This window comes from Vibrio rotiferianus, from assembly GCF_002214395.1.
In the GTDB taxonomy this organism is placed as follows: Bacteria; Pseudomonadota; Gammaproteobacteria; order Enterobacterales; family Vibrionaceae; genus Vibrio; species Vibrio rotiferianus.
This window is the reverse complement of record NZ_CP018312.1, coordinates 3,268,519-3,291,134: the sequence shown is the minus strand read 5'-3', so window position 1 is coordinate 3,291,134 and position 22,616 is coordinate 3,268,519. Positions and strand designations below refer to the sequence as shown.

Annotated in this window: 7 protein-coding genes, 10 tRNA genes and 8 rRNA genes; 3 read left to right on the top strand and 22 right to left on the bottom strand. The window is 47.9% G+C overall.

What is annotated here, in order from left to right; genetic code table 11:
- The 6 genes from secE to BSZ04_RS24535 form a co-directional block, all read right to left on the bottom strand.
- Complete coding sequence (gene secE, locus BSZ04_RS24565) at nt 1-381, bottom strand: preprotein translocase subunit SecE (RefSeq protein ID WP_005451121.1); 381 nt, start codon at nt 379-381, stop codon at nt 1-3.
- Nucleotides 382-647: 266 nt separating this feature from the next.
- Complete coding sequence (gene tuf / locus BSZ04_RS24555; protein WP_088880292.1) at nt 648-1,832, bottom strand: elongation factor Tu; 1,185 nt, start codon at nt 1,830-1,832, stop codon at nt 648-650.
- A gap of 101 nt (nt 1,833-1,933) precedes the next feature.
- Nucleotides 1,934-2,009, bottom strand: a tRNA-Thr gene (locus BSZ04_RS24550).
- A gap of 13 nt (nt 2,010-2,022) precedes the next feature.
- Nucleotides 2,023-2,097 (bottom strand) — tRNA-Gly (locus BSZ04_RS24545).
- A 35-nt stretch (nt 2,098-2,132) separates the two neighbouring features.
- Nucleotides 2,133-2,217: transfer RNA gene (locus BSZ04_RS24540), tRNA-Tyr, on the bottom strand.
- Nucleotides 2,218-2,253: 36 nt separating this feature from the next.
- Nucleotides 2,254-2,329: transfer RNA gene (locus BSZ04_RS24535), tRNA-Thr, on the bottom strand.
- Nucleotides 2,330-2,535: 206 nt separating this feature from the next.
- Between BSZ04_RS24535 and coaA the strand changes: the two genes are divergently transcribed.
- A complete protein-coding gene (gene coaA, locus BSZ04_RS24530; RefSeq protein ID WP_038887814.1) occupies nt 2,536-3,459 on the top strand; it encodes a type I pantothenate kinase in 924 nt (307 codons plus the stop codon).
- A gap of 16 nt (nt 3,460-3,475) precedes the next feature.
- Here coaA and birA read toward each other — a convergent pair whose 3' ends face one another.
- Both birA and murB read right to left on the bottom strand, forming a co-directional pair.
- The gene (gene birA / locus BSZ04_RS24525) at nt 3,476-4,441 is read right to left on the bottom strand and encodes a bifunctional biotin--[acetyl-CoA-carboxylase] ligase/biotin operon repressor BirA (protein ID WP_088881573.1); all 966 of its coding nucleotides are present in this window, start codon (nt 4,439-4,441) and stop codon (nt 3,476-3,478) included.
- The gene (gene murB / locus BSZ04_RS24520; RefSeq protein ID WP_088881572.1) at nt 4,438-5,481 is read right to left on the bottom strand and encodes a UDP-N-acetylmuramate dehydrogenase; all 1,044 of its coding nucleotides are present in this window, start codon (nt 5,479-5,481) and stop codon (nt 4,438-4,440) included. The genes birA and murB overlap by 4 nt, the downstream gene beginning before the upstream one ends.
- A gap of 101 nt (nt 5,482-5,582) precedes the next feature.
- Here murB and BSZ04_RS24515 point away from each other — a divergent pair, with 101 nt between their 5' ends.
- Both BSZ04_RS24515 and pssA read left to right on the top strand, forming a co-directional pair.
- Nucleotides 5,583-6,014, top strand: a complete 432-nt coding sequence (locus BSZ04_RS24515; protein ID WP_162531099.1) for a GNAT family N-acetyltransferase — start codon at nt 5,583-5,585, stop codon at nt 6,012-6,014.
- Between the two features lie 71 nt (nt 6,015-6,085).
- The gene (gene pssA, locus BSZ04_RS24510) at nt 6,086-7,426 is read left to right on the top strand and encodes a CDP-diacylglycerol--serine O-phosphatidyltransferase (RefSeq protein ID WP_088881570.1); all 1,341 of its coding nucleotides are present in this window, start codon (nt 6,086-6,088) and stop codon (nt 7,424-7,426) included.
- A gap of 571 nt (nt 7,427-7,997) precedes the next feature.
- Here the strand turns inward: pssA and BSZ04_RS24505 are convergent.
- The 14 genes from BSZ04_RS24505 to BSZ04_RS24435 all read right to left on the bottom strand — a co-directional run bounded on the left by BSZ04_RS24505 (nt 7,998) and on the right by BSZ04_RS24435 (nt 22,362).
- Nucleotides 7,998-8,074 (bottom strand) — tRNA-Asp (locus tag BSZ04_RS24505).
- 69 nt (nt 8,075-8,143) lie between these two features.
- Nucleotides 8,144-8,260, bottom strand: a 5S ribosomal RNA gene (rrf, locus tag BSZ04_RS24500).
- An 87-nt stretch (nt 8,261-8,347) separates the two neighbouring features.
- Nucleotides 8,348-11,237: ribosomal RNA gene (locus BSZ04_RS24495) — 23S ribosomal RNA — on the bottom strand.
- 259 nt (nt 11,238-11,496) lie between these two features.
- Nucleotides 11,497-11,572 (bottom strand) — tRNA-Ala (locus BSZ04_RS24485).
- 39 nt (nt 11,573-11,611) lie between these two features.
- Nucleotides 11,612-11,688 (bottom strand) — tRNA-Ile (locus BSZ04_RS24480).
- A 68-nt stretch (nt 11,689-11,756) separates the two neighbouring features.
- Nucleotides 11,757-13,309: ribosomal RNA gene (locus tag BSZ04_RS24475) — 16S ribosomal RNA — on the bottom strand.
- 330 nt (nt 13,310-13,639) lie between these two features.
- Nucleotides 13,640-13,756 (bottom strand): 5S ribosomal RNA (gene rrf, locus BSZ04_RS24470).
- An 87-nt stretch (nt 13,757-13,843) separates the two neighbouring features.
- Nucleotides 13,844-16,733, bottom strand: a 23S ribosomal RNA gene (locus BSZ04_RS24465).
- A gap of 318 nt (nt 16,734-17,051) precedes the next feature.
- Nucleotides 17,052-17,127 (bottom strand) — tRNA-Val (locus BSZ04_RS24460).
- Between the two features lie 30 nt (nt 17,128-17,157).
- A tRNA-Lys gene (locus BSZ04_RS24455) sits at nt 17,158-17,233 on the bottom strand.
- Nucleotides 17,234-17,235: 2 nt separating this feature from the next.
- Nucleotides 17,236-17,311: transfer RNA gene (locus BSZ04_RS24450), tRNA-Glu, on the bottom strand.
- Between the two features lie 90 nt (nt 17,312-17,401).
- Nucleotides 17,402-18,954, bottom strand: a 16S ribosomal RNA gene (locus BSZ04_RS24445).
- Between the two features lie 315 nt (nt 18,955-19,269).
- Nucleotides 19,270-19,386, bottom strand: a 5S ribosomal RNA gene (rrf, locus tag BSZ04_RS24440).
- An 87-nt stretch (nt 19,387-19,473) separates the two neighbouring features.
- Nucleotides 19,474-22,362: ribosomal RNA gene (locus BSZ04_RS24435) — 23S ribosomal RNA — on the bottom strand.
- Together the 16S, 23S and 5S rRNA genes with 6 tRNA genes alongside form the textbook arrangement of a ribosomal RNA operon.
- Between the last annotated feature and the right edge of the window lie 254 nt (nt 22,363-22,616).

Here is a 22,616-nt window from a genome sequence, read left to right as displayed (position 1 = left end):
CTATACCCCAGTCGCTAGAGCTACTAGACGAACCATAATGCCGTCAATACCCCAAAGCGCTAGAGCCATTACAATACTTACAGCTAAAACGATCAGTGTTGTTTGCATGGTTTCTTGGCGAGTAGGCCAAACAACCTTACGAACTTCCATACGAGATTCTTTTGCAAAACTGATCGCTGCTTTACCTTTAGTTGTTGTTGCTGCAACGCCAAGAGCAGCTGCAATTAGAACAACAACGCCTGCAGCGCGAACCACTACAGACATTTCACCATACAGGTAATTACCCACAACAGCGGCCGCTGCTAATACGAAAGCGGCAATCCACTTAAACGTATCGGCTGCGTTTGAGCTATCAGGAGTTTCAGCATTATTTGCTTTCATAAACCAACCTGTCACAAGTCTTACTATAGACGACAACAACCCCGCTGTTGCAGGGCAAACTCCATATCGCTGAAAAAATCAGCGTTACACTCTTAAGATTAAGCCTCACTGGCCAATCTTGCTCTGCTCTCAACCAAATTCTGAACAAGAAAACAGCTAAAAAAAAGTTGAGTGCAGAAAAAGGGCATCAAATGATGCCCTTTTTGCTACTGGTTCGTCAAATCTAATTCAAGATTTTCCGAAGACATTCGGCAATTCGTTAAGAATTAGTCGAAGATCTTAGCAACAACACCAGCACCTACTGTACGGCCACCTTCACGGATAGCGAAACGTAGACCTTCGTCCATAGCGATAGGAGCGATTAGCTCAACTTGCATTTGGATGTTGTCGCCTGGCATTACCATTTCTACGCCTTCTGGTAGAGAGATGTCACCAGTTACGTCAGTTGTACGGAAGTAGAACTGTGGACGGTAGCCTTTGAAGAATGGAGTGTGACGACCACCTTCATCTTTAGAAAGTACGTATACTTCTGACTCGAACTTAGTGTGTGGGTTGATTGACTTAGGAGCTGCTAGTACTTGACCACGCTCTACTTCGTCACGTTTAGTACCACGTAGAAGTGCACCAACGTTCTCACCCGCACGACCTTCGTCTAGAAGCTTACGGAACATCTCAACACCAGTACAAGTAGTAGTTGTAGTTTCTTTGATACCTACGATTTCTACTTCGTCACCTACAGTTAGGATACCGCGCTCGATACGACCAGTAACTACTGTACCACGACCTTGGATTGAGAATACGTCTTCGATAGGCATTAGGAATGGCTGATCGATTGCACGCTCTGGTTCTGGGATGTATGAATCTAGCGCTTCTGCTAGTTCAACAATCTTAGCTTCCCACTGCTCTTCGCCGTTTAGTGCGCCTAGTGCAGAACCTTGGATAACTGGTAGGTCATCACCTGGGAAGTCGTACTCAGATAGAAGTTCACGAACTTCCATTTCTACTAGTTCTAGTAGCTCTTCATCGTCAACCATGTCACATTTGTTCATGAATACGATGATGTAAGGGATACCAACCTGACGGCCTAGTAGGATGTGCTCACGAGTTTGTGGCATTGGACCATCAGTAGCAGCAACTACAAGAATACCACCGTCCATCTGTGCAGCACCAGTGATCATGTTCTTAACGTAGTCCGCGTGTCCTGGACAGTCAACGTGCGCGTAGTGGCGAGTTGGAGTATCGTACTCTACGTGAGAAGTAGCGATTGTGATACCGCGCTCACGCTCTTCTGGAGCGTTATCGATAGATGCGAAGTCACGAGCAGCACCGCCGTATACTTTAGCAAGTGTTGTACAGATAGCTGCAGTTAGAGTTGTTTTACCGTGGTCAACGTGGCCGATAGTACCAACGTTTACGTGCGGTTTTACACGTTCAAATTTTTCTTTAGACATGAGTAGTCCCTCTAGGTACGGATTTAGGTGGCCCGAATTGACCACGCAACCAAAAAAGATTATTGGTAAATCTTATATCAAAAGGAGATAACTTTGAGAGCTGGTGCTGATAGGCAGACTCGAACTGCCGACCTCATCCTTACCAAGGATGCGCTCTACCACCTGAGCTATATCAGCACTCAAATTAGAGTGGAGCGGGCAGCGGGAATCGAACCCGCATCATCAGCTTGGAAGGCTGAGGTAATAGCCATTATACGATGCCCGCAACACGTAACTCTGAGAGCTATTTCCTAAAGAATATGGTGGAGGGGGACGGATTCGAACCATCGAAGGCAGTGCCGGCAGATTTACAGTCTGCTCCCTTTGGCCACTCGGGAACCCCTCCAAATTTTAAAGCCATTCTAACTACTAAAGGAAAGAATGGTGCCGACTACCGGAATCGAACTGGTGACCTACTGATTACAAGTCAGTTGCTCTACCTACTGAGCTAAGTCGGCATAAGTGGTGCGCATTCTATTGAATGATTTTCTAGGTTGCAATAGCTATTTTAAAAAAAAACGTAATTTTCTTCTTTTTAGATTTGTTTGCTGCAAAATCATACAAACCTCGCTTTTTAAAGCAAACTTTCGAGCTTTGTCGTTTGCTTTGCCCAGAGCTTGTTGTATGTTCTTGCTCTCGATGAAACCAAGGATAAAAGAGATCCATGAGTCCATTTTTGTCATTCGATCGTGCAGAGTGGGCAGAATTACGTAATTCTGTTCCGATGACCCTCTCTGCAGACGATCTAGCTGCGCTTCAAGGCATTAATGAAAACCTCACTATGGAGGAAGCGGTAGAGATCTACCTTCCCTTGTCTCGCCTGTTGAACTTATATGTTCAAGCTCGCCAAAGTCGCAATACAGTACTACAGCAGTTTCTTAATACCGAAGAACATGCTCCGCCATTTGTTATTGGTATTGCGGGCAGTGTGGCTGTCGGCAAAAGCACTACAGCTCGACTACTCAGAGCACTACTGTCTCGTTGGGATAACCACCCAAAGGTTGCGCTGGTGACAACCGACGGTTTCTTGTATCCAAAGAAAGTTCTGGAAGAGAAAGGAATCATGCACCGTAAAGGTTTTCCAGAGTCTTACGATATTAAACGCTTGGTGGAATTTGTTTCTGATGTCAAAGCTGGTCAACCAAACTTAGAAGTACCAGTCTATTCACATATTACCTATGACATTACTGATGAGCGGAAAAAAGTCGATCGTCCAGACGTATTGATTATTGAGGGGTTAAACGTCTTACAAAGTGGAATGGATTACCCGCATGACCCGCATAGAGTGTTTGTTTCTGATTTTCTAGACTTCTCAATCTATGTTGATGCTGAAACAGAGACTATCGAACAATGGTATATCGAACGCTTCTTGAAGTTTAGAGGCGGGGCATTTACCAAGCCCGGTTCTTACTTTAGTCATTACACTCAGCTCACTGAAGATGAAGCGAAGAACAAAGCAAAGGACATTTGGCAAAGCATTAATGGACTCAACTTGGAACATAATATACTTCCGACTCGAGAGAGAGCCCATTTAATCCTGCATAAAGGCCCAAGCCATTTGGTTGATAAGGTATCGTTGCGGAAATAGTGCCTACCTATACGCACTAATCACTTTTCCTTAGGGAGATCTCACCACCAATGTAGGTCTCCAAACCATCATCAGTTTCTAATACAACCCCGCCCTGCTGATCGATTCCTTTTACAACACCATGAACCTCTCTAGGCCCCATTAGTAGCTTGACTGGACGACCAATAAAGTTATCTAAACGATTCCACCGCTCAACAAACCCAGCCAGCCCAGTCATTTCATATTCTTCTAACGTGGTCTTCCAATGCTCTATTAAGTTGATCGCAAGCTGAGTTCGGTCAATCGCAATACCTTCACTGACTTGATTGAGTGTTGTCCAGGGCTGATCGATGTCTGGTTGCAAGTCTGGCATACCGATATTCAGTCCCATACCAATAACTAAATGTGCAGCACCACCGGCTTGACCAGACATTTCCACCAAAATACCAGCCAACTTTTTATCTTGATAATAAATGTCGTTCGGCCACTTCAGCTTCACGCCTTGAATGCCCATGCTTTCTATAGCTTCCACCGCGGCAATACCAACGACCAAACTTAAGCCCATCGCGGCGGCCATACCAGCATCTAGCCTCCAGTACATGGATAAGTATAGGTTAGTTCCAAAAGGGGAGACCCATTGGCGCCCCCGCCTACCTCTGCCTTTAGCTTGGTACTCAGCAAGACACACCCGCCCTTTCTCCGACTCACTGACTCTTTCAAGCAAATACTGATTGGTCGAATCAATGACAGAAATCAGCTCAATTTGGCTACTAAGTTTCGCTTGGAGTTTAACCTCGTCTAATAACTGTAAAGGATGTGCGAGTTGATAGCCACGCCCCTGAATGCGATAAATATCAACCCCCCAGTCATTTAGGCCTTTGATATGTTTAGCGATAGCTGCACGAGAAATTCCAAGCTCCTGACCGAGCGCTTCACCGGAATGAAAGTCGCCATCACTTAATGCCTTTAGAATATGCAGCTTTGCGGAGTGCTCCTTTCTCATTGCGCAGCCTCTATATCAGCGAGATTAGTTTCCCCTGTTCGATTCATAAATCGAACTTCATGTTCTAGCTCTATCTGGTATTTGTCCCACACGGTCTTCTTAACCAGAGAAGCAAGCTCAACCACATCATCAGCACTACAATTATTAACATTAGTGAGTACTAAAGCTTGTAGAGGGTTCACCTGAGCACCTTTAATCGATGCGCCTTTAAGTCCGCATTGATCAATTAACCAGCCTGCTGCAACCTTCATTCCGTTTTGTGTTGGATAAGCCACCATATTGCTATGCTGCTGAATAAGGAGATCATAATGATCTTGGCTGATCACTGGATTTTTGAAGAAACTACCCGCATTGCCGACTTTGGCTGGATCAGGCAGCTTTTCCATTCGTACCTGACAGACACGCTCAAAGATAGAAAGCGGACTCAACTCTTCTTCAGGAATACTCTGCAAAGGGCCATATTGATTAATCGCCTGCCATTGCTTCGGCAGCTTAAGACCAACCGCAGTGATAAAACACTTCTCATACAGCTCATGTTTAAAAATAGAATCACGATAACCAAACTGACACTCTTCGGCACTCATACGCTTAATCTCGAAACTGTCGAGATCTAGGATATCGACATATTCGCAGATATCCTGCAGCTCTAGACCATACGCCCCAATATTCTGGATCGGCGCCGAACCAGCACAACCAGGGATAAGAGCCAGATTTTCAACCCCTCCTATGCCTTGCTCTACACACCACTTAACCAGATCCGGCCAATCCTCACCGCCGGCGATATGCAGTAAATAATGCTCATCTTCTTCGGTAATGGTTTTGCCCATTAAGCGGTTGATGATAACCATACCTTCATAAGGTTGAGTAAAAAGCATATTACTGCCTTTACCTAAGAAGAGCTTAGGTATGTTTTGATAAGCTTTGTCTTGGAAGAGTTGTATAACGTCGTCAACAGATTCAACGATCGCTAAATACGCACAAGTTTGTTCTATACCAAATGTGTGAAAAGCCTTAAGGCTCGCGTGTTTCTTAATTTCCATAGTGGATTTGCAACGCCTGATGAGATTCTCTTAAACTGTAAGCATTCTACCTTAGTTATCTTTTAGCCGCAGTGACAATACCAGACTCATTAATCATAGAAGTGTTAAATCCCATCAAACTTCCTCTCATCAAGAGGTTGTACAAAACGCATTACCCTGCTGGCAAGGCCAAACGAGATGAGCTGATCATTACCGCCAGTGTGGAAAATTGCATTATTGCTCTCCTGAGAATGAAAACCGTAGAAAAGTCACGACTGCTCACGGGGATGTTAGTGATTCCAGAGTTCCGTGGAAGTGGCATAGGAGATGCGCTGCTTTCTCATTGCAAAAACACAGTTTTCACTAGTGGTGACTACTGCTTCGCTTTTAGGCATTTAGAGAATTATTACGCTCGACATGGATTTACTACCATTAATAGTTCTACACTACCAAACTCATTAAAAATGGCTTATCTACGCTATGTAGACAGTGGTAAAGATCTCATTCCAATGCAATTCAGCAATTCTAACGTTCTAAAGAGCGGGGTTTTGTAGCCAGATAATTCATATCTTTGGTAAAATATCAGGTTCGCAATATTGCACTAAATTAAGGTACACACACCGATATGATTGTTAGTAGGAATCCATTCGAGCAGTTGCCAAGTCTTGCGGTAAAGCCAGAAGACTTCGAAGTTCTGCATGCTGCAGAAACTTTTAGAACACGTCTTCTTGAAGCAATTAGCAAAGCAACATCACGAATCTACCTAGTTGCTTTGTATCTGGAAGATGATGAAGCAGGGAGAGAAATTCTGACTGCTCTTTATGAAGCCAAGCAGCGCAACCCAGGACTCGACATTAACATCTGTGTAGACTGGCACCGTGCACAACGTGGCTTAATTGGTGCAGAAAGCTCTGAGGGCAATTCAGCTCTTTATAAGGCTTATGCAAAGAAATACCAGCACGCGATTCCTGTTTATGGAATTCCTGTCCGCGGGCGAGAAGTGTTTGGTGTTCTTCACCTTAAAGGTTTTATTATTGATGATACCGTCATCTATAGTGGAGCTAGCCTAAATAACGTATACCTGCAATATAATGGCCGATACCGTTTCGATCGATATCATGTTATTCGGCATAAATCACTTGCAGATAGTATGGTTAATTTTGTGCAGAGTGAGATGATTGCTCATCCCGCTGTAAATGATTTAGCAGATCGAGATAAGCCAGAGACTAAGGACATCAAAGCTGCCATTCGCCAGCTGCGCTCATCTTTATCACGAGCTGATTATAACTTTCAAAGTGAATCGGCTTCAGAAGAAGAAGTGAAAGTGACCCCTCTCGTCGGTTTAGGAAAACGTCGCAATAGCCTAAACCAAAGAATTGTGCAGCTATTAGCAGCCGCTCAAAATGAAATCTTCATCTGTACTCCATACTTCAACTTCCCTAAAGCTCTAAACAGAGAAGTAAAACGTGCGTTAAAGCGCGGAGTGAAAGTAACTATTGTCGTTGGCGATAAAACCGCAAATGACTTTTACATTTCCCCAGAAGAAGAGTTTAAAACAATTGGCGGCCTGCCATACCTATATGAGCTCAATCTACGTCGCTTTGCAAAGTCGCACGAAGCTAGCATTGCCGCTCGAAAACTCTCAATCCATCTATGGAAGCACGATAACAATAGCTTCCACTTAAAAGGCATTTGGGTTGATAAGCGCTACATGTTACTAACAGGCAACAACCTAAACCCGAGAGCGTGGTCTTTGGATTTAGAGAACGGTCTTCTAGTTCAAGATAATTTTGCTAAGATGACGGAAAAGTTCGAGAACGAAGTGGCAAAAATATTAGAGCACACCCAGCTGATTTGTACTTATAAGCAACTTGAAAAAGTTGAAGACTATCCTGAAGCAGTGCAGAAACTTGTTCGCAAAATCACTCGTATAAAAGCAGATGGCGTACTAAAACGTATCCTATAAAAATCTTCAGCCCAACGTGAGTTGGGCTTTTTCTCTTCTGTCTATCCTCATAAATTTCTTCAGTAGAAGTCCTCGATAAATATGTTCTAGTCGAAACGCTCAACTAATAGTGAAACATCACTATTAACAATAGCCCTGATAATACAATTGCCACACTCCCTCAAGTAAAGATCTATCGACCCGCCTAGCGTGCTTCAATGAACCACTCAAATGCAGTATTTACGAATCTACAGAGAGTAAACCGAAGGCGTGTAATTCAACAGAGACTAATATTTCTTGAAGAAAGGCTTAAAGACTATGATCAAATCTTTGGTGGGGTCTTGTTACTTGTCTGAATAAAGATGCCTAGTCCAGAGTTGCTGGCAACCGGGACTCGTTCCCTGAAAGGGAAGTTGTTATGCTCTAAAGCGACAAAACCCAGTCTTCGGACTGGGTTTCTAAATAAGTGGCGGAGCGGCTGGGCTTGCACTCAATTGGACTCGCACACGAGCGGGACTCGTTGGCCGTAGACCAAAATAATAGCGCAAACGAAAAAGCCCTAGCATTTCTGCTAGGGCTTTGTCTGAATAAGTGGCGGAGCGGACGGGACTCGAACCCGCGACCCCCGGCGTGACAGGCCGGTATTCTAACCAACTGAACTACCGCTCCGCACTGGTTAGACATTTAAGTCTAAGTTTTTGTCTTCACTTTTTCATAAAAAGTGAAAATAAAATACAAGCCTGGCGATGTCCTACTCTCACATGGGGAAGCCCCACACTACCATCGGCGCTAATTCGTTTCACTTCTGAGTTCGGAATGGAAATCAGGTGGGTCCAAATCGCTATGGTCGCCAAGCAAATTCTTTAATTCGGAAAGCTGTTTTCAGTTCTTAACACATTCAATGTTCTTACATTGAGTCCATCAAAACCCCTTGGGTGTTGTATGGTTAAGCCTCACGGGCAATTAGTACAGGTTAGCTCAACGCCTCACAACGCTTACACACCCTGCCTATCAACGTTCTAGTCTCGAACAACCCTTTAGGATACTTAAAGTATCAGGGAAGACTCATCTCAGGGCTCGCTTCCCGCTTAGATGCTTTCAGCGGTTATCGATTCCGAACTTAGCTACCGGGCAATGCGTCTGGCGACACAACCCGAACACCAGAGGTTCGTCCACTCCGGTCCTCTCGTACTAGGAGCAGCCCCCTTCAATCTTCCAACGCCCACGGCAGATAGGGACCGAACTGTCTCACGACGTTCTAAACCCAGCTCGCGTACCACTTTAAATGGCGAACAGCCATACCCTTGGGACCGACTTCAGCCCCAGGATGTGATGAGCCGACATCGAGGTGCCAAACACCGCCGTCGATATGAACTCTTGGGCGGTATCAGCCTGTTATCCCCGGAGTACCTTTTATCCGTTGAGCGATGGCCCTTCCATTCAGAACCACCGGATCACTATGACCTGCTTTCGCACCTGCTCGAATTGTCATTCTCGCAGTCAAGCGGGCTTATGCCATTGCACTAACCTCACGATGTCCAACCGTGATTAGCCCACCTTCGTGCTCCTCCGTTACGCTTTGGGAGGAGACCGCCCCAGTCAAACTACCCACCAGGCACTGTCCGTAACCCCGATAAGGGGTCGACGTTAGAACATCAACACTACAAGGGTGGTATTTCAAGGACGGCTCCACCAACACTGGCGTGCTGGTTTCAAAGCCTCCCACCTATCCTACACATGTAGGGTCAATGTTCAGTGCCAAGCTGTAGTAAAGGTTCACGGGGTCTTTCCGTCTAGCCGCGGGTACACTGCATCTTCACAGCGATTTCAATTTCACTGAGTCTCGGGTGGAGACAGCGTGGCCATCATTACGCCATTCGTGCAGGTCGGAACTTACCCGACAAGGAATTTCGCTACCTTAGGACCGTTATAGTTACGGCCGCCGTTTACCGGGGCTTCGATCAAGAGCTTCGACCGAAGTCTAACCCCATCAATTAACCTTCCGGCACCGGGCAGGCGTCACACCGTATACGTCATCTTACGATTTTGCACAGTGCTGTGTTTTTAATAAACAGTTGCAGCCACCTGGTATCTGCGACTCTCAATAGCTCCATCCGCAAGGGACTTCACCGTCGAGAGCGTACCTTCTCCCGAAGTTACGGTACCATTTTGCCTAGTTCCTTCACCCGAGTTCTCTCAAGCGCCTTGGTATTCTCTACCCGACCACCTGTGTCGGTTTGGGGTACGATTCCTTACAATCTGAAGCTTAGAGGCTTTTCCTGGAAGCATGGCATCAATGACTTCACTACCGTAGTAGCTCGACGTCGTGTCTCAGCCTTAAGAAGAGCCGGATTTACCTAACTCTTCAGCCTACGCACTTGAACCTGGACAACCGTCGCCAGGCCCACCTAGCCTTCTCCGTCCCCCCATCGCAATTGTAAGAAGTACGGGAATATTAACCCGTTTCCCATCGACTACGCCTTTCGGCCTCGCCTTAGGGGTCGACTTACCCTGCCCCGATTAACGTTGGACAGGAACCCTTGGTCTTCCGGCGAGGAGGTTTTTCACCCCCTTTATCGTTACTCATGTCAGCATTCGCACTTCTGATACCTCCAGCATGCTTTACAACACACCTTCAACGGCTTACAGAACGCTCCCCTACCCAATGAAGTAAACTTCATTGCCGCAGCTTCGGTTTATAGCTTAGCCCCGTTACATCTTCCGCGCAGGCCGACTCGACTAGTGAGCTATTACGCTTTCTTTAAATGATGGCTGCTTCTAAGCCAACATCCTAGCTGTCTAAGCCTTCCCACATCGTTTCCCACTTAGCTATAATTTGGGACCTTAGCTGGCGGTCTGGGTTGTTTCCCTCTCCACGACGGACGTTAGCACCCGCCGTGTGTCTCCCGGATAGTACTTACTGGTATTCGGAGTTTGCAAAGGGTTGGTAAGTCGGGATGACCCCCTAGCCTTAACAGTGCTCTACCCCCAGTAGTATTCGTCCGAGGCGCTACCTAAATAGCTTTCGGGGAGAACCAGCTATCTCCAGGTTTGATTGGCCTTTCACCCCTAGCCACAAGTCATCCGCTAATTTTTCAACATTAGTCGGTTCGGTCCTCCAGTTGATGTTACTCAACCTTCAACCTGCCCATGGCTAGATCACCTGGTTTCGGGTCTATATCCAGAGACTGAACGCCCAGTTAAGACTCGGTTTCCCTACGGCTCCCCTAGATGGTTAACCTTGCCACTGAATATAAGTCGCTGACCCATTATACAAAAGGTACGCAGTCACACCACGAAGGTGCTCCTACTGCTTGTACGTACACGGTTTCAGGTTCTATTTCACTCCCCTCACAGGGGTTCTTTTCGCCTTTCCCTCACGGTACTGGTTCACTATCGGTCAGTCAGTAGTATTTAGCCTTGGAGGATGGTCCCCCCATATTCAGACAGGATATCACGTGTCCCGCCCTACTCGATTTCACTGAATGTGCGTTGTCAACTACGGGGCTATCACCCTGTATCGCCGGACTTTCCAGACCGTTCGTCTAACGCATATAAAGCTTAAGGGCTAGTCCAATTTCGCTCGCCGCTACTTTCGGAATCTCGGTTGATTTCTTTTCCTCGGGGTACTTAGATGTTTCAGTTCCCCCGGTTCGCCTCCTGTTGCTATGTATTCACAACAGGATACTTGCTTATGCAAGTGGGTTTCCCCATTCGGAAATCCCAGACTCAAATGGTTTTTACTACCTAATCTGGGCTTATCGCAAGTTAATACGTCCTTCATCGCCTCTGACTGCCAAGGCATCCACCGTGTACGCTTAGTCACTTAACCATACAACCCGAAGGAGTTTCGAGTTGATGAACAAGTCACCAAAGTTGTCTGCAATTTTTATACATGATGCAGACTCGATTTTGCCGGACTCAAATTCCAAGAACACTTGAATGTGTTGTATTGGTGTTTGTCTTAAAGACAAACATTGAGAACTTTACAATCAACAATAAATTGTTGATTTGTCAGCTTTCCAAATTGTTAAAGAGCAGATTTCTTAATGAAACCATTTTTAAAAGCACTCATTGAATGCACTTAAAGATGGTGGAGCTATGCGGGATCGAACCGCAGACCTCCTGCGTGCAAGGCAGGCGCTCTCCCAGCTGAGCTATAGCCCCATCAAGGTGTCGATACTGTATACCAACTTCAAAGGAAATTGGTGGGTCTGAGTGGACTCGAACCACCGACCTCTCGCTTATCAGGCGAACGCTCTAACCACCTGAGCTACAGACCCAGTATCGTCTCTTTTACTTTATAAACCGTATCAATCTGTGTGGACACTCATCGTGAGTAATCATCGTATAAGGAGGTGATCCAGCGCCAGGTTCCCCTAGCGCTACCTTGTTACGACTTCACCCCAGTCATGAACCACAAAGTGGTAAGCGTCCTCCCGAAGGTTAAACTACCTACTTCTTTTGCAGCCCACTCCCATGGTGTGACGGGCGGTGTGTACAAGGCCCGGGAACGTATTCACCGTGGCATTCTGATCCACGATTACTAGCGATTCCGACTTCACGGAGTCGAGTTGCAGACTCCGATCCGGACTACGACGCACTTTTTGGGATTCGCTCACTCTCGCAAGTTGGCTGCCCTCTGTATGCGCCATTGTAGCACGTGTGTAGCCCTACTCGTAAGGGCCATGATGACTTGACGTCGTCCCCACCTTCCTCCGGTTTATCACCGGCAGTCTCCCTGGAGTTCCCGACATTACTCGCTGGCAAACAAGGATAAGGGTTGCGCTCGTTGCGGGACTTAACCCAACATTTCACAACACGAGCTGACGACAGCCATGCAGCACCTGTCTCAGAGTTCCCGAAGGCACCAATCCATCTCTGGAAAGTTCTCTGGATGTCAAGAGTAGGTAAGGTTCTTCGCGTTGCATCGAATTAAACCACATGCTCCACCGCTTGTGCGGGCCCCCGTCAATTCATTTGAGTTTTAATCTTGCGACCGTACTCCCCAGGCGGTCTACTTAACGCGTTAGCTCCGAAAGCCACGGCTCAAGGCCACAACCTCCAAGTAGACATCGTTTACGGCGTGGACTACCAGGGTATCTAATCCTGTTTGCTCCCCACGCTTTCGCATCTGAGTGTCAGTATCTGTCCAGGGGGCCGCCTTCGCCACCGGTATTCCTTCAGATCTCTACGCATTTCACCGCTACACCTGAAATTCTACCCCCCTCTACAGTACTCTAGTCTGCCAGTTTCAAATGCAATTCCGAGGTTGAGCCCCGGGCTTTCACATCTGACTTAACAAACCACCTGCATGCGCTTTACGCCCAGTAATTCCGATTAACGCTCGCACCCTCCGTATTACCGCGGCTGCTGGCACGGAGTTAGCCGGTGCTTCTTCTGTCGCTAACGTCAAATAATGCAGCTATTAACTACACTACCTTCCTCACGACTGAAAGTGCTTTACAACCCGAAGGCCTTCTTCACACACGCGGCATGGCTGCATCAGGCTTGCGCCCATTGTGCAATATTCCCCACTGCTGCCTCCCGTAGGAGTCTGGACCGTGTCTCAGTTCCAGTGTGGCTGATCATCCTCTCAGACCAGCTAGGGATCGTCGCCTTGGTGAGCCATTACCTCACCAACTAGCTAATCCCACCTAGGCATATCCTGACGCGAGAGGCCCGAAGGTCCCCCTCTTTGGCCCGTAGGCATTATGCGGTATTAGCCATCGTTTCCAATGGTTATCCCCCACATCAGGGCAATTTCCTAGGCATTACTCACCCGTCCGCCGCTCGACGCCGTTATCGTTCCCCGAAGGTTCAGATAACTCGTTTCCGCTCGACTTGCATGTGTTAGGCCTGCCGCCAGCGTTCAATCTGAGCCATGATCAAACTCTTCAATTTAAGATTTTGTTCGGCTCAATGAATACTGAACATTACATAAGTAATGTTTGAATTGACTGTGCTGAATCTTTCGATTCAATGGTCACTTCGTTTCATTGAAACCTAATTTGAAACCGCTCTTTATTAAGAGAAATTTCTAATTGGATTATCATCAACGAGTGCCCACACAGATTGATAGGTCTATATTGTTAAAGAGCTTGGCTTTCAACACGTTAGCGTCTCAGCGAGGTGCGTATAATACGCTTCCCACTTTGAAAGTCAACATAAAACTCTAAAATAATTTAGAACTTTATGGTGACTTGCTTATTAAATAAGCAAGTGCGAAATAAAGCCTGGCGATGTCCTACTCTCACATGGGGAAGCCCCACACTACCATCGGCGCTAATTCGTTTCACTTCTGAGTTCGGAATGGAAATCAGGTGGGTCCAAATCGCTATGGTCGCCAAGCAAATTCTTTAATTCGGAAAGCTGTTTTCAGTTCTTAACACATTCAATGTTCTTACATTGAGTCCATCAAAACCCCTTGGGTGTTGTATGGTTAAGCCTCACGGGCAATTAGTACAGGTTAGCTCAACGCCTCACAACGCTTACACACCCTGCCTATCAACGTTCTAGTCTCGAACAACCCTTTAGGATACTTAAAGTATCAGGGAAGACTCATCTCAGGGCTCGCTTCCCGCTTAGATGCTTTCAGCGGTTATCGATTCCGAACTTAGCTACCGGGCAATGCGTCTGGCGACACAACCCGAACACCAGAGGTTCGTCCACTCCGGTCCTCTCGTACTAGGAGCAGCCCCCTTCAATCTTCCAACGCCCACGGCAGATAGGGACCGAACTGTCTCACGACGTTCTAAACCCAGCTCGCGTACCACTTTAAATGGCGAACAGCCATACCCTTGGGACCGACTTCAGCCCCAGGATGTGATGAGCCGACATCGAGGTGCCAAACACCGCCGTCGATATGAACTCTTGGGCGGTATCAGCCTGTTATCCCCGGAGTACCTTTTATCCGTTGAGCGATGGCCCTTCCATTCAGAACCACCGGATCACTATGACCTGCTTTCGCACCTGCTCGAATTGTCATTCTCGCAGTCAAGCGGGCTTATGCCATTGCACTAACCTCACGATGTCCAACCGTGATTAGCCCACCTTCGTGCTCCTCCGTTACGCTTTGGGAGGAGACCGCCCCAGTCAAACTACCCACCAGGCACTGTCCGTAACCCCGATAAGGGGTCGACGTTAGAACATCAACACTACAAGGGTGGTATTTCAAGGACGGCTCCACCAACACTGGCGTGCTGGTTTCAAAGCCTCCCACCTATCCTACACATGTAGGGTCAATGTTCAGTGCCAAGCTGTAGTAAAGGTTCACGGGGTCTTTCCGTCTAGCCGCGGGTACACTGCATCTTCACAGCGATTTCAATTTCACTGAGTCTCGGGTGGAGACAGCGTGGCCATCATTACGCCATTCGTGCAGGTCGGAACTTACCCGACAAGGAATTTCGCTACCTTAGGACCGTTATAGTTACGGCCGCCGTTTACCGGGGCTTCGATCAAGAGCTTCGACCGAAGTCTAACCCCATCAATTAACCTTCCGGCACCGGGCAGGCGTCACACCGTATACGTCATCTTACGATTTTGCACAGTGCTGTGTTTTTAATAAACAGTTGCAGCCACCTGGTATCTGCGACTCTCAATAGCTCCATCCGCAAGGGACTTCACCGTCGAGAGCGTACCTTCTCCCGAAGTTACGGTACCATTTTGCCTAGTTCCTTCACCCGAGTTCTCTCAAGCGCCTTGGTATTCTCTACCCGACCACCTGTGTCGGTTTGGGGTACGATTCCTTACAATCTGAAGCTTAGAGGCTTTTCCTGGAAGCATGGCATCAATGACTTCACTACCGTAGTAGCTCGACGTCGTGTCTCAGCCTTAGAAAGAGCCGGATTTACCTAACTCTTAAGCCTACGCACTTGAACCTGGACAACCGTCGCCAGGCCCACCTAGCCTTCTCCGTCCCCCCATCGCAATTGTAAGAAGTACGGGAATATTAACCCGTTTCCCATCGACTACGCCTTTCGGCCTCGCCTTAGGGGTCGACTTACCCTGCCCCGATTAACGTTGGACAGGAACCCTTGGTCTTCCGGCGAGGAGGTTTTTCACCCCCTTTATCGTTACTCATGTCAGCATTCGCACTTCTGATACCTCCAGCAAGCTTTACAACTCACCTTCAACGGCTTACAGAACGCTCCCCTACCCAATGAAGTAAACTTCATTGCCGCAGCTTCGGTTTATAGCTTAGCCCCGTTACATCTTCCGCGCAGGCCGACTCGACTAGTGAGCTATTACGCTTTCTTTAAATGATGGCTGCTTCTAAGCCAACATCCTAGCTGTCTAAGCCTTCCCACATCGTTTCCCACTTAGCTATAATTTGGGACCTTAGCTGGCGGTCTGGGTTGTTTCCCTCTCCACGACGGACGTTAGCACCCGCCGTGTGTCTCCCGGATAGTACTTACTGGTATTCGGAGTTTGCAAAGGGTTGGTAAGTCGGGATGACCCCCTAGCCTTAACAGTGCTCTACCCCCAGTAGTATTCGTCCGAGGCGCTACCTAAATAGCTTTCGGGGAGAACCAGCTATCTCCAGGTTTGATTGGCCTTTCACCCCTAGCCACAAGTCATCCGCTAATTTTTCAACATTAGTCGGTTCGGTCCTCCAGTTGATGTTACTCAACCTTCAACCTGCCCATGGCTAGATCACCTGGTTTCGGGTCTATATCCAGAGACTGAACGCCCAGTTAAGACTCGGTTTCCCTACGGCTCCCCTAGATGGTTAACCTTGCCACTGAATATAAGTCGCTGACCCATTATACAAAAGGTACGCAGTCACACCACGAAGGTGCTCCTACTGCTTGTACGTACACGGTTTCAGGTTCTATTTCACTCCCCTCACAGGGGTTCTTTTCGCCTTTCCCTCACGGTACTGGTTCACTATCGGTCAGTCAGTAGTATTTAGCCTTGGAGGATGGTCCCCCCATATTCAGACAGGATATCACGTGTCCCGCCCTACTCGATTTCACTGAATGTGCGTTGTCAACTACGGGGCTATCACCCTGTATCGCCGGACTTTCCAGACCGTTCGTCTAACGCATATAAAGCTTAAGGGCTAGTCCAATTTCGCTCGCCGCTACTTTCGGAATCTCGGTTGATTTCTTTTCCTCGGGGTACTTAGATGTTTCAGTTCCCCCGGTTCGCCTCCTGCTGCTATGTATTCACAACAGGATACTTGCTTATGCAAGTGGGTTTCCCCATTCGGAAATCCCAGACTCAAATGGTTTTTACTACCTAATCTGGGCTTATCGCAAGTTAATACGTCCTTCATCGCCTCTGACTGCCAAGGCATCCACCGTGTACGCTTAGTCACTTAACCATACAACCCGAAGGAGTTTCGAGTTGATGAACAAGTCACCAAAGTTGTCTGCAATTTTTATACATGATGCAGACTCGATTTTGCCGGACTCAAATTCCAAGAACACTTGAATGTGTTTATTGGTGTTTGTCATAAAGACAAACATTGAGAACTTTACAATCAACAATAAATTGTTGATTTGTCAGCTTTCCAAATTGTTAAAGAGCTATGTTTCTTCACAAGGAAGTACATTTTCTAAAGACTTTCAGAGTCGAGGATTCTAACCACATCCGTTTTATTGAAGTGGTTTGGAATTGTCATCCAAAAATACTTAGAGAATGGTGGGCGATACCGGGCTCGAACCAGTGACCCCCTGCTTGTAAGGCAGGTGCTCTCCCAACTGAGCTAATCGCCCACATAAGTTTTAATTCTTCGTGGAGAAGAATGGTGGGTCGTGCAGGATTCGAACCTGCGACCAATTGATTAAAAGTCAACTGCTCTACCAACTGAGCTAACGACCCAATGGTATCCCGTAGGGGAGTCGAACCCCTGTTACCGCCGTGAAAGGGCGGTGTCCTAGGCCTCTAGACGAACGGGACACTGGATTGAAGATATTGGGATATCTTCGTCTCTTTTACTTTATAAACCGTATCAATCTGTGTGGGCACTCATCGTGAGTAATCATCGTATAAGGAGGTGATCCAGCGCCAGGTTCCCCTAGCGCTACCTTGTTACGACTTCACCCCAGTCATGAACCACAAAGTGGTAAGCGTCCTCCCGAAGGTTAAACTACCTACTTCTTTTGCAGCCCACTCCCATGGTGTGACGGGCGGTGTGTACAAGGCCCGGGAACGTATTCACCGTGGCATTCTGATCCACGATTACTAGCGATTCCGACTTCACGGAGTCGAGTTGCAGACTCCGATCCGGACTACGACGCACTTTTTGGGATTCGCTCACTCTCGCAAGTTGGCTGCCCTCTGTATGCGCCATTGTAGCACGTGTGTAGCCCTACTCGTAAGGGCCATGATGACTTGACGTCGTCCCCACCTTCCTCCGGTTTATCACCGGCAGTCTCCCTGGAGTTCCCGACATTACTCGCTGGCAAACAAGGATAAGGGTTGCGCTCGTTGCGGGACTTAACCCAACATTTCACAACACGAGCTGACGACAGCCATGCAGCACCTGTCTCAGAGTTCCCGAAGGCACCAATCCATCTCTGGAAAGTTCTCTGGATGTCAAGAGTAGGTAAGGTTCTTCGCGTTGCATCGAATTAAACCACATGCTCCACCGCTTGTGCGGGCCCCCGTCAATTCATTTGAGTTTTAATCTTGCGACCGTACTCCCCAGGCGGTCTACTTAACGCGTTAGCTCCGAAAGCCACGGCTCAAGGCCACAACCTCCAAGTAGACATCGTTTACGGCGTGGACTACCAGGGTATCTAATCCTGTTTGCTCCCCACGCTTTCGCATCTGAGTGTCAGTATCTGTCCAGGGGGCCGCCTTCGCCACCGGTATTCCTTCAGATCTCTACGCATTTCACCGCTACACCTGAAATTCTACCCCCCTCTACAGTACTCTAGTCTGCCAGTTTCAAATGCAATTCCGAGGTTGAGCCCCGGGCTTTCACATCTGACTTAACAAACCACCTGCATGCGCTTTACGCCCAGTAATTCCGATTAACGCTCGCACCCTCCGTATTACCGCGGCTGCTGGCACGGAGTTAGCCGGTGCTTCTTCTGTCGCTAACGTCAAATAATGCAGCTATTAACTACACTACCTTCCTCACGACTGAAAGTGCTTTACAACCCGAAGGCCTTCTTCACACACGCGGCATGGCTGCATCAGGCTTGCGCCCATTGTGCAATATTCCCCACTGCTGCCTCCCGTAGGAGTCTGGACCGTGTCTCAGTTCCAGTGTGGCTGATCATCCTCTCAGACCAGCTAGGGATCGTCGCCTTGGTGAGCCATTACCTCACCAACTAGCTAATCCCACCTAGGCATATCCTGACGCGAGAGGCCCGAAGGTCCCCCTCTTTGGCCCGTAGGCATTATGCGGTATTAGCCATCGTTTCCAATGGTTATCCCCCACATCAGGGCAATTTCCTAGGCATTACTCACCCGTCCGCCGCTCGACGCCGTTATCGTCCCCCGAAGGTTCAGATAACTCGTTTCCGCTCGACTTGCATGTGTTAGGCCTGCCGCCAGCGTTCAATCTGAGCCATGATCAAACTCTTCAATTTAAGATTTTGTCGGCTCAATGAATACTGAACATTACATAAGTAATGTTTGAATTGACTGTGCTGAGTCTTTCGACTCAATGGTCACTTCGTATCATTGAAACCTAATTTGAAACCGAAGTTTCTAATTGGATTATCATCAACGAGTGCCCACACAGATTGATAGGTCTATATTGTTAAAGAGCTTGGCTTTCAACATGTTAGTGTCTTAGCGAGGTGCGTATAATACGCTTCCCACTTTGAAAGTCAACATAAAACTCTAAAATAATTTAGAACTTTATGGTGACTTGCTTATTAAATAAGCAAGTGCGAAATAAAGCCTGGCGATGTCCTACTCTCACATGGGGAAGCCCCACACTACCATCGGCGCTAATTCGTTTCACTTCTGAGTTCGGAATGGAAATCAGGTGGGTCCAAATCGCTATGGTCGCCAAGCAAATTCTTTAATTCGGAAAGCTGTTTTCAGTTCTTAACACATTCAATGTTCTTACATTGAGCCCATCAAAACCCCTTGGGTGTTGTATGGTTAAGCCTCACGGGCAATTAGTACAGGTTAGCTCAACGCCTCACAACGCTTACACACCCTGCCTATCAACGTTCTAGTCTCGAACAACCCTTTAGGATACTTAAAGTATCAGGGAAGACTCATCTCAGGGCTCGCTTCCCGCTTAGATGCTTTCAGCGGTTATCGATTCCGAACTTAGCTACCGGGCAATGCGTCTGGCGACACAACCCGAACACCAGAGGTTCGTCCACTCCGGTCCTCTCGTACTAGGAGCAGCCCCCTTCAATCTTCCAACGCCCACGGCAGATAGGGACCGAACTGTCTCACGACGTTCTAAACCCAGCTCGCGTACCACTTTAAATGGCGAACAGCCATACCCTTGGGACCGACTTCAGCCCCAGGATGTGATGAGCCGACATCGAGGTGCCAAACACCGCCGTCGATATGAACTCTTGGGCGGTATCAGCCTGTTATCCCCGGAGTACCTTTTATCCGTTGAGCGATGGCCCTTCCATTCAGAACCACCGGATCACTATGACCTGCTTTCGCACCTGCTCGAATTGTCATTCTCGCAGTCAAGCGGGCTTATGCCATTGCACTAACCTCACGATGTCCAACCGTGATTAGCCCACCTTCGTGCTCCTCCGTTACGCTTTGGGAGGAGACCGCCCCAGTCAAACTACCCACCAGGCACTGTCCGTAACCCCGATAAGGGGTCGACGTTAGAACATCAACACTACAAGGGTGGTATTTCAAGGACGGCTCCACCAACACTGGCGTGCTGGTTTCAAAGCCTCCCACCTATCCTACACATGTAGGGTCAATGTTCAGTGCCAAGCTGTAGTAAAGGTTCACGGGGTCTTTCCGTCTAGCCGCGGGTACACTGCATCTTCACAGCGATTTCAATTTCACTGAGTCTCGGGTGGAGACAGCGTGGCCATCATTACGCCATTCGTGCAGGTCGGAACTTACCCGACAAGGAATTTCGCTACCTTAGGACCGTTATAGTTACGGCCGCCGTTTACCGGGGCTTCGATCAAGAGCTTCGACCGAAGTCTAACCCCATCAATTAACCTTCCGGCACCGGGCAGGCGTCACACCGTATACGTCATCTTACGATTTTGCACAGTGCTGTGTTTTTAATAAACAGTTGCAGCCACCTGGTATCTGCGACTCTCAATAGCTCCATCCGCAAGGGACTTCACCGTCGAGAGCGTACCTTCTCCCGAAGTTACGGTACCATTTTGCCTAGTTCCTTCACCCGAGTTCTCTCAAGCGCCTTGGTATTCTCTACCCGACCACCTGTGTCGGTTTGGGGTACGATTCCTTACAATCTGAAGCTTAGAGGCTTTTCCTGGAAGCATGGCATCAATGACTTCACTACCGTAGTAGCTCGACGTCGTGTCTCAGCCTTAAGAAGAGCCGGATTTACCTAACTCTTCAGCCTACGCACTTGAACCTGGACAACCGTCGCCAGGCCCACCTAGCCTTCTCCGTCCCCCCATCGCAATTGTAAGAAGTACGGGAATATTAACCCGTTTCCCATCGACTACGCCTTTCGGCCTCGCCTTAGGGGTCGACTTACCCTGCCCCGATTAACGTTGGACAGGAACCCTTGGTCTTCCGGCGAGGAGGTTTTTCACCCCCTTTATCGTTACTCATGTCAGCATTCGCACTTCTGATACCTCCAGCATGCTTTACAACACACCTTCAACGGCTTACAGAACGCTCCCCTACCCAATGAAGTAAACTTCATTGCCGCAGCTTCGGTTTATAGCTTAGCCCCGTTACATCTTCCGCGCAGGCCGACTCGACTAGTGAGCTATTACGCTTTCTTTAAATGATGGCTGCTTCTAAGCCAACATCCTAGCTGTCTAAGCCTTCCCACATCGTTTCCCACTTAGCTATAATTTGGGACCTTAGCTGGCGGTCTGGGTTGTTTCCCTCTCCACGACGGACGTTAGCACCCGCCGTGTGTCTCCCGGATAGTACTTACTGGTATTCGGAGTTTGCAAAGGGTTGGTAAGTCGGGATGACCCCCTAGCCTTAACAGTGCTCTACCCCCAGTAGTATTCGTCCGAGGCGCTACCTAAATAGCTTTCGGGGAGAACCAGCTATCTCCAGGTTTGATTGGCCTTTCACCCCTAGCCACAAGTCATCCGCTAATTTTTCAACATTAGTCGGTTCGGTCCTCCAGTTGATGTTACTCAACCTTCAACCTGCCCATGGCTAGATCACCTGGTTTCGGGTCTATATCCAGAGACTGAACGCCCAGTTAAGACTCGGTTTCCCTACGGCTCCCCTAGATGGTTAACCTTGCCACTGAATATAAGTCGCTGACCCATTATACAAAAGGTACGCAGTCACACCACGAAGGTGCTCCTACTGCTTGTACGTACACGGTTTCAGGTTCTATTTCACTCCCCTCACAGGGGTTCTTTTCGCCTTTCCCTCACGGTACTGGTTCACTATCGGTCAGTCAGTAGTATTTAGCCTTGGAGGATGGTCCCCCCATATTCAGACAGGATATCACGTGTCCCGCCCTACTCGATTTCACTGAATGTGCGTTGTCAACTACGGGGCTATCACCCTGTATCGCCGGACTTTCCAGACCGTTCGTCTAACGCATATAAAGCTTAAGGGCTAGTCCAATTTCGCTCGCCGCTACTTTCGGAATCTCGGTTGATTTCTTTTCCTCGGGTACTTAGATGTTTCAGTTCCCCCGGTTCGCCTCCTGTTGCTATGTATTCACAACAGGATACTTGCTTATGCAAGTGGGTTTCCCCATTCGGAAATCCCAGACTCAAATGGTTTTTACTACCTAATCTGGGCTTATCGCAAGTTAATACGTCCTTCATCGCCTCTGACTGCCAAGGCATCCACCGTGTACGCTTAGTCACTTAACCATACAACCCGAAGGAGTTTCGAGTTGATGAACAAGTCACCAAAGTTGTCTGCAATTTTTATACATGATGCAGACTCGATTTTGCCGGACTCAAATTCCAAGAACACTTGAATGTGTTGTATTGGTGTTTGTCATAAAGACAAACATTGAGAACTTTACAATCAACAATAAATTGTTGATTTGTCAGCTTTCCAAATTGTTAAAGAGCTATGTTAGCTACAAGCTTTCGCTTGTGAACTATCAATCTGTGTGGAC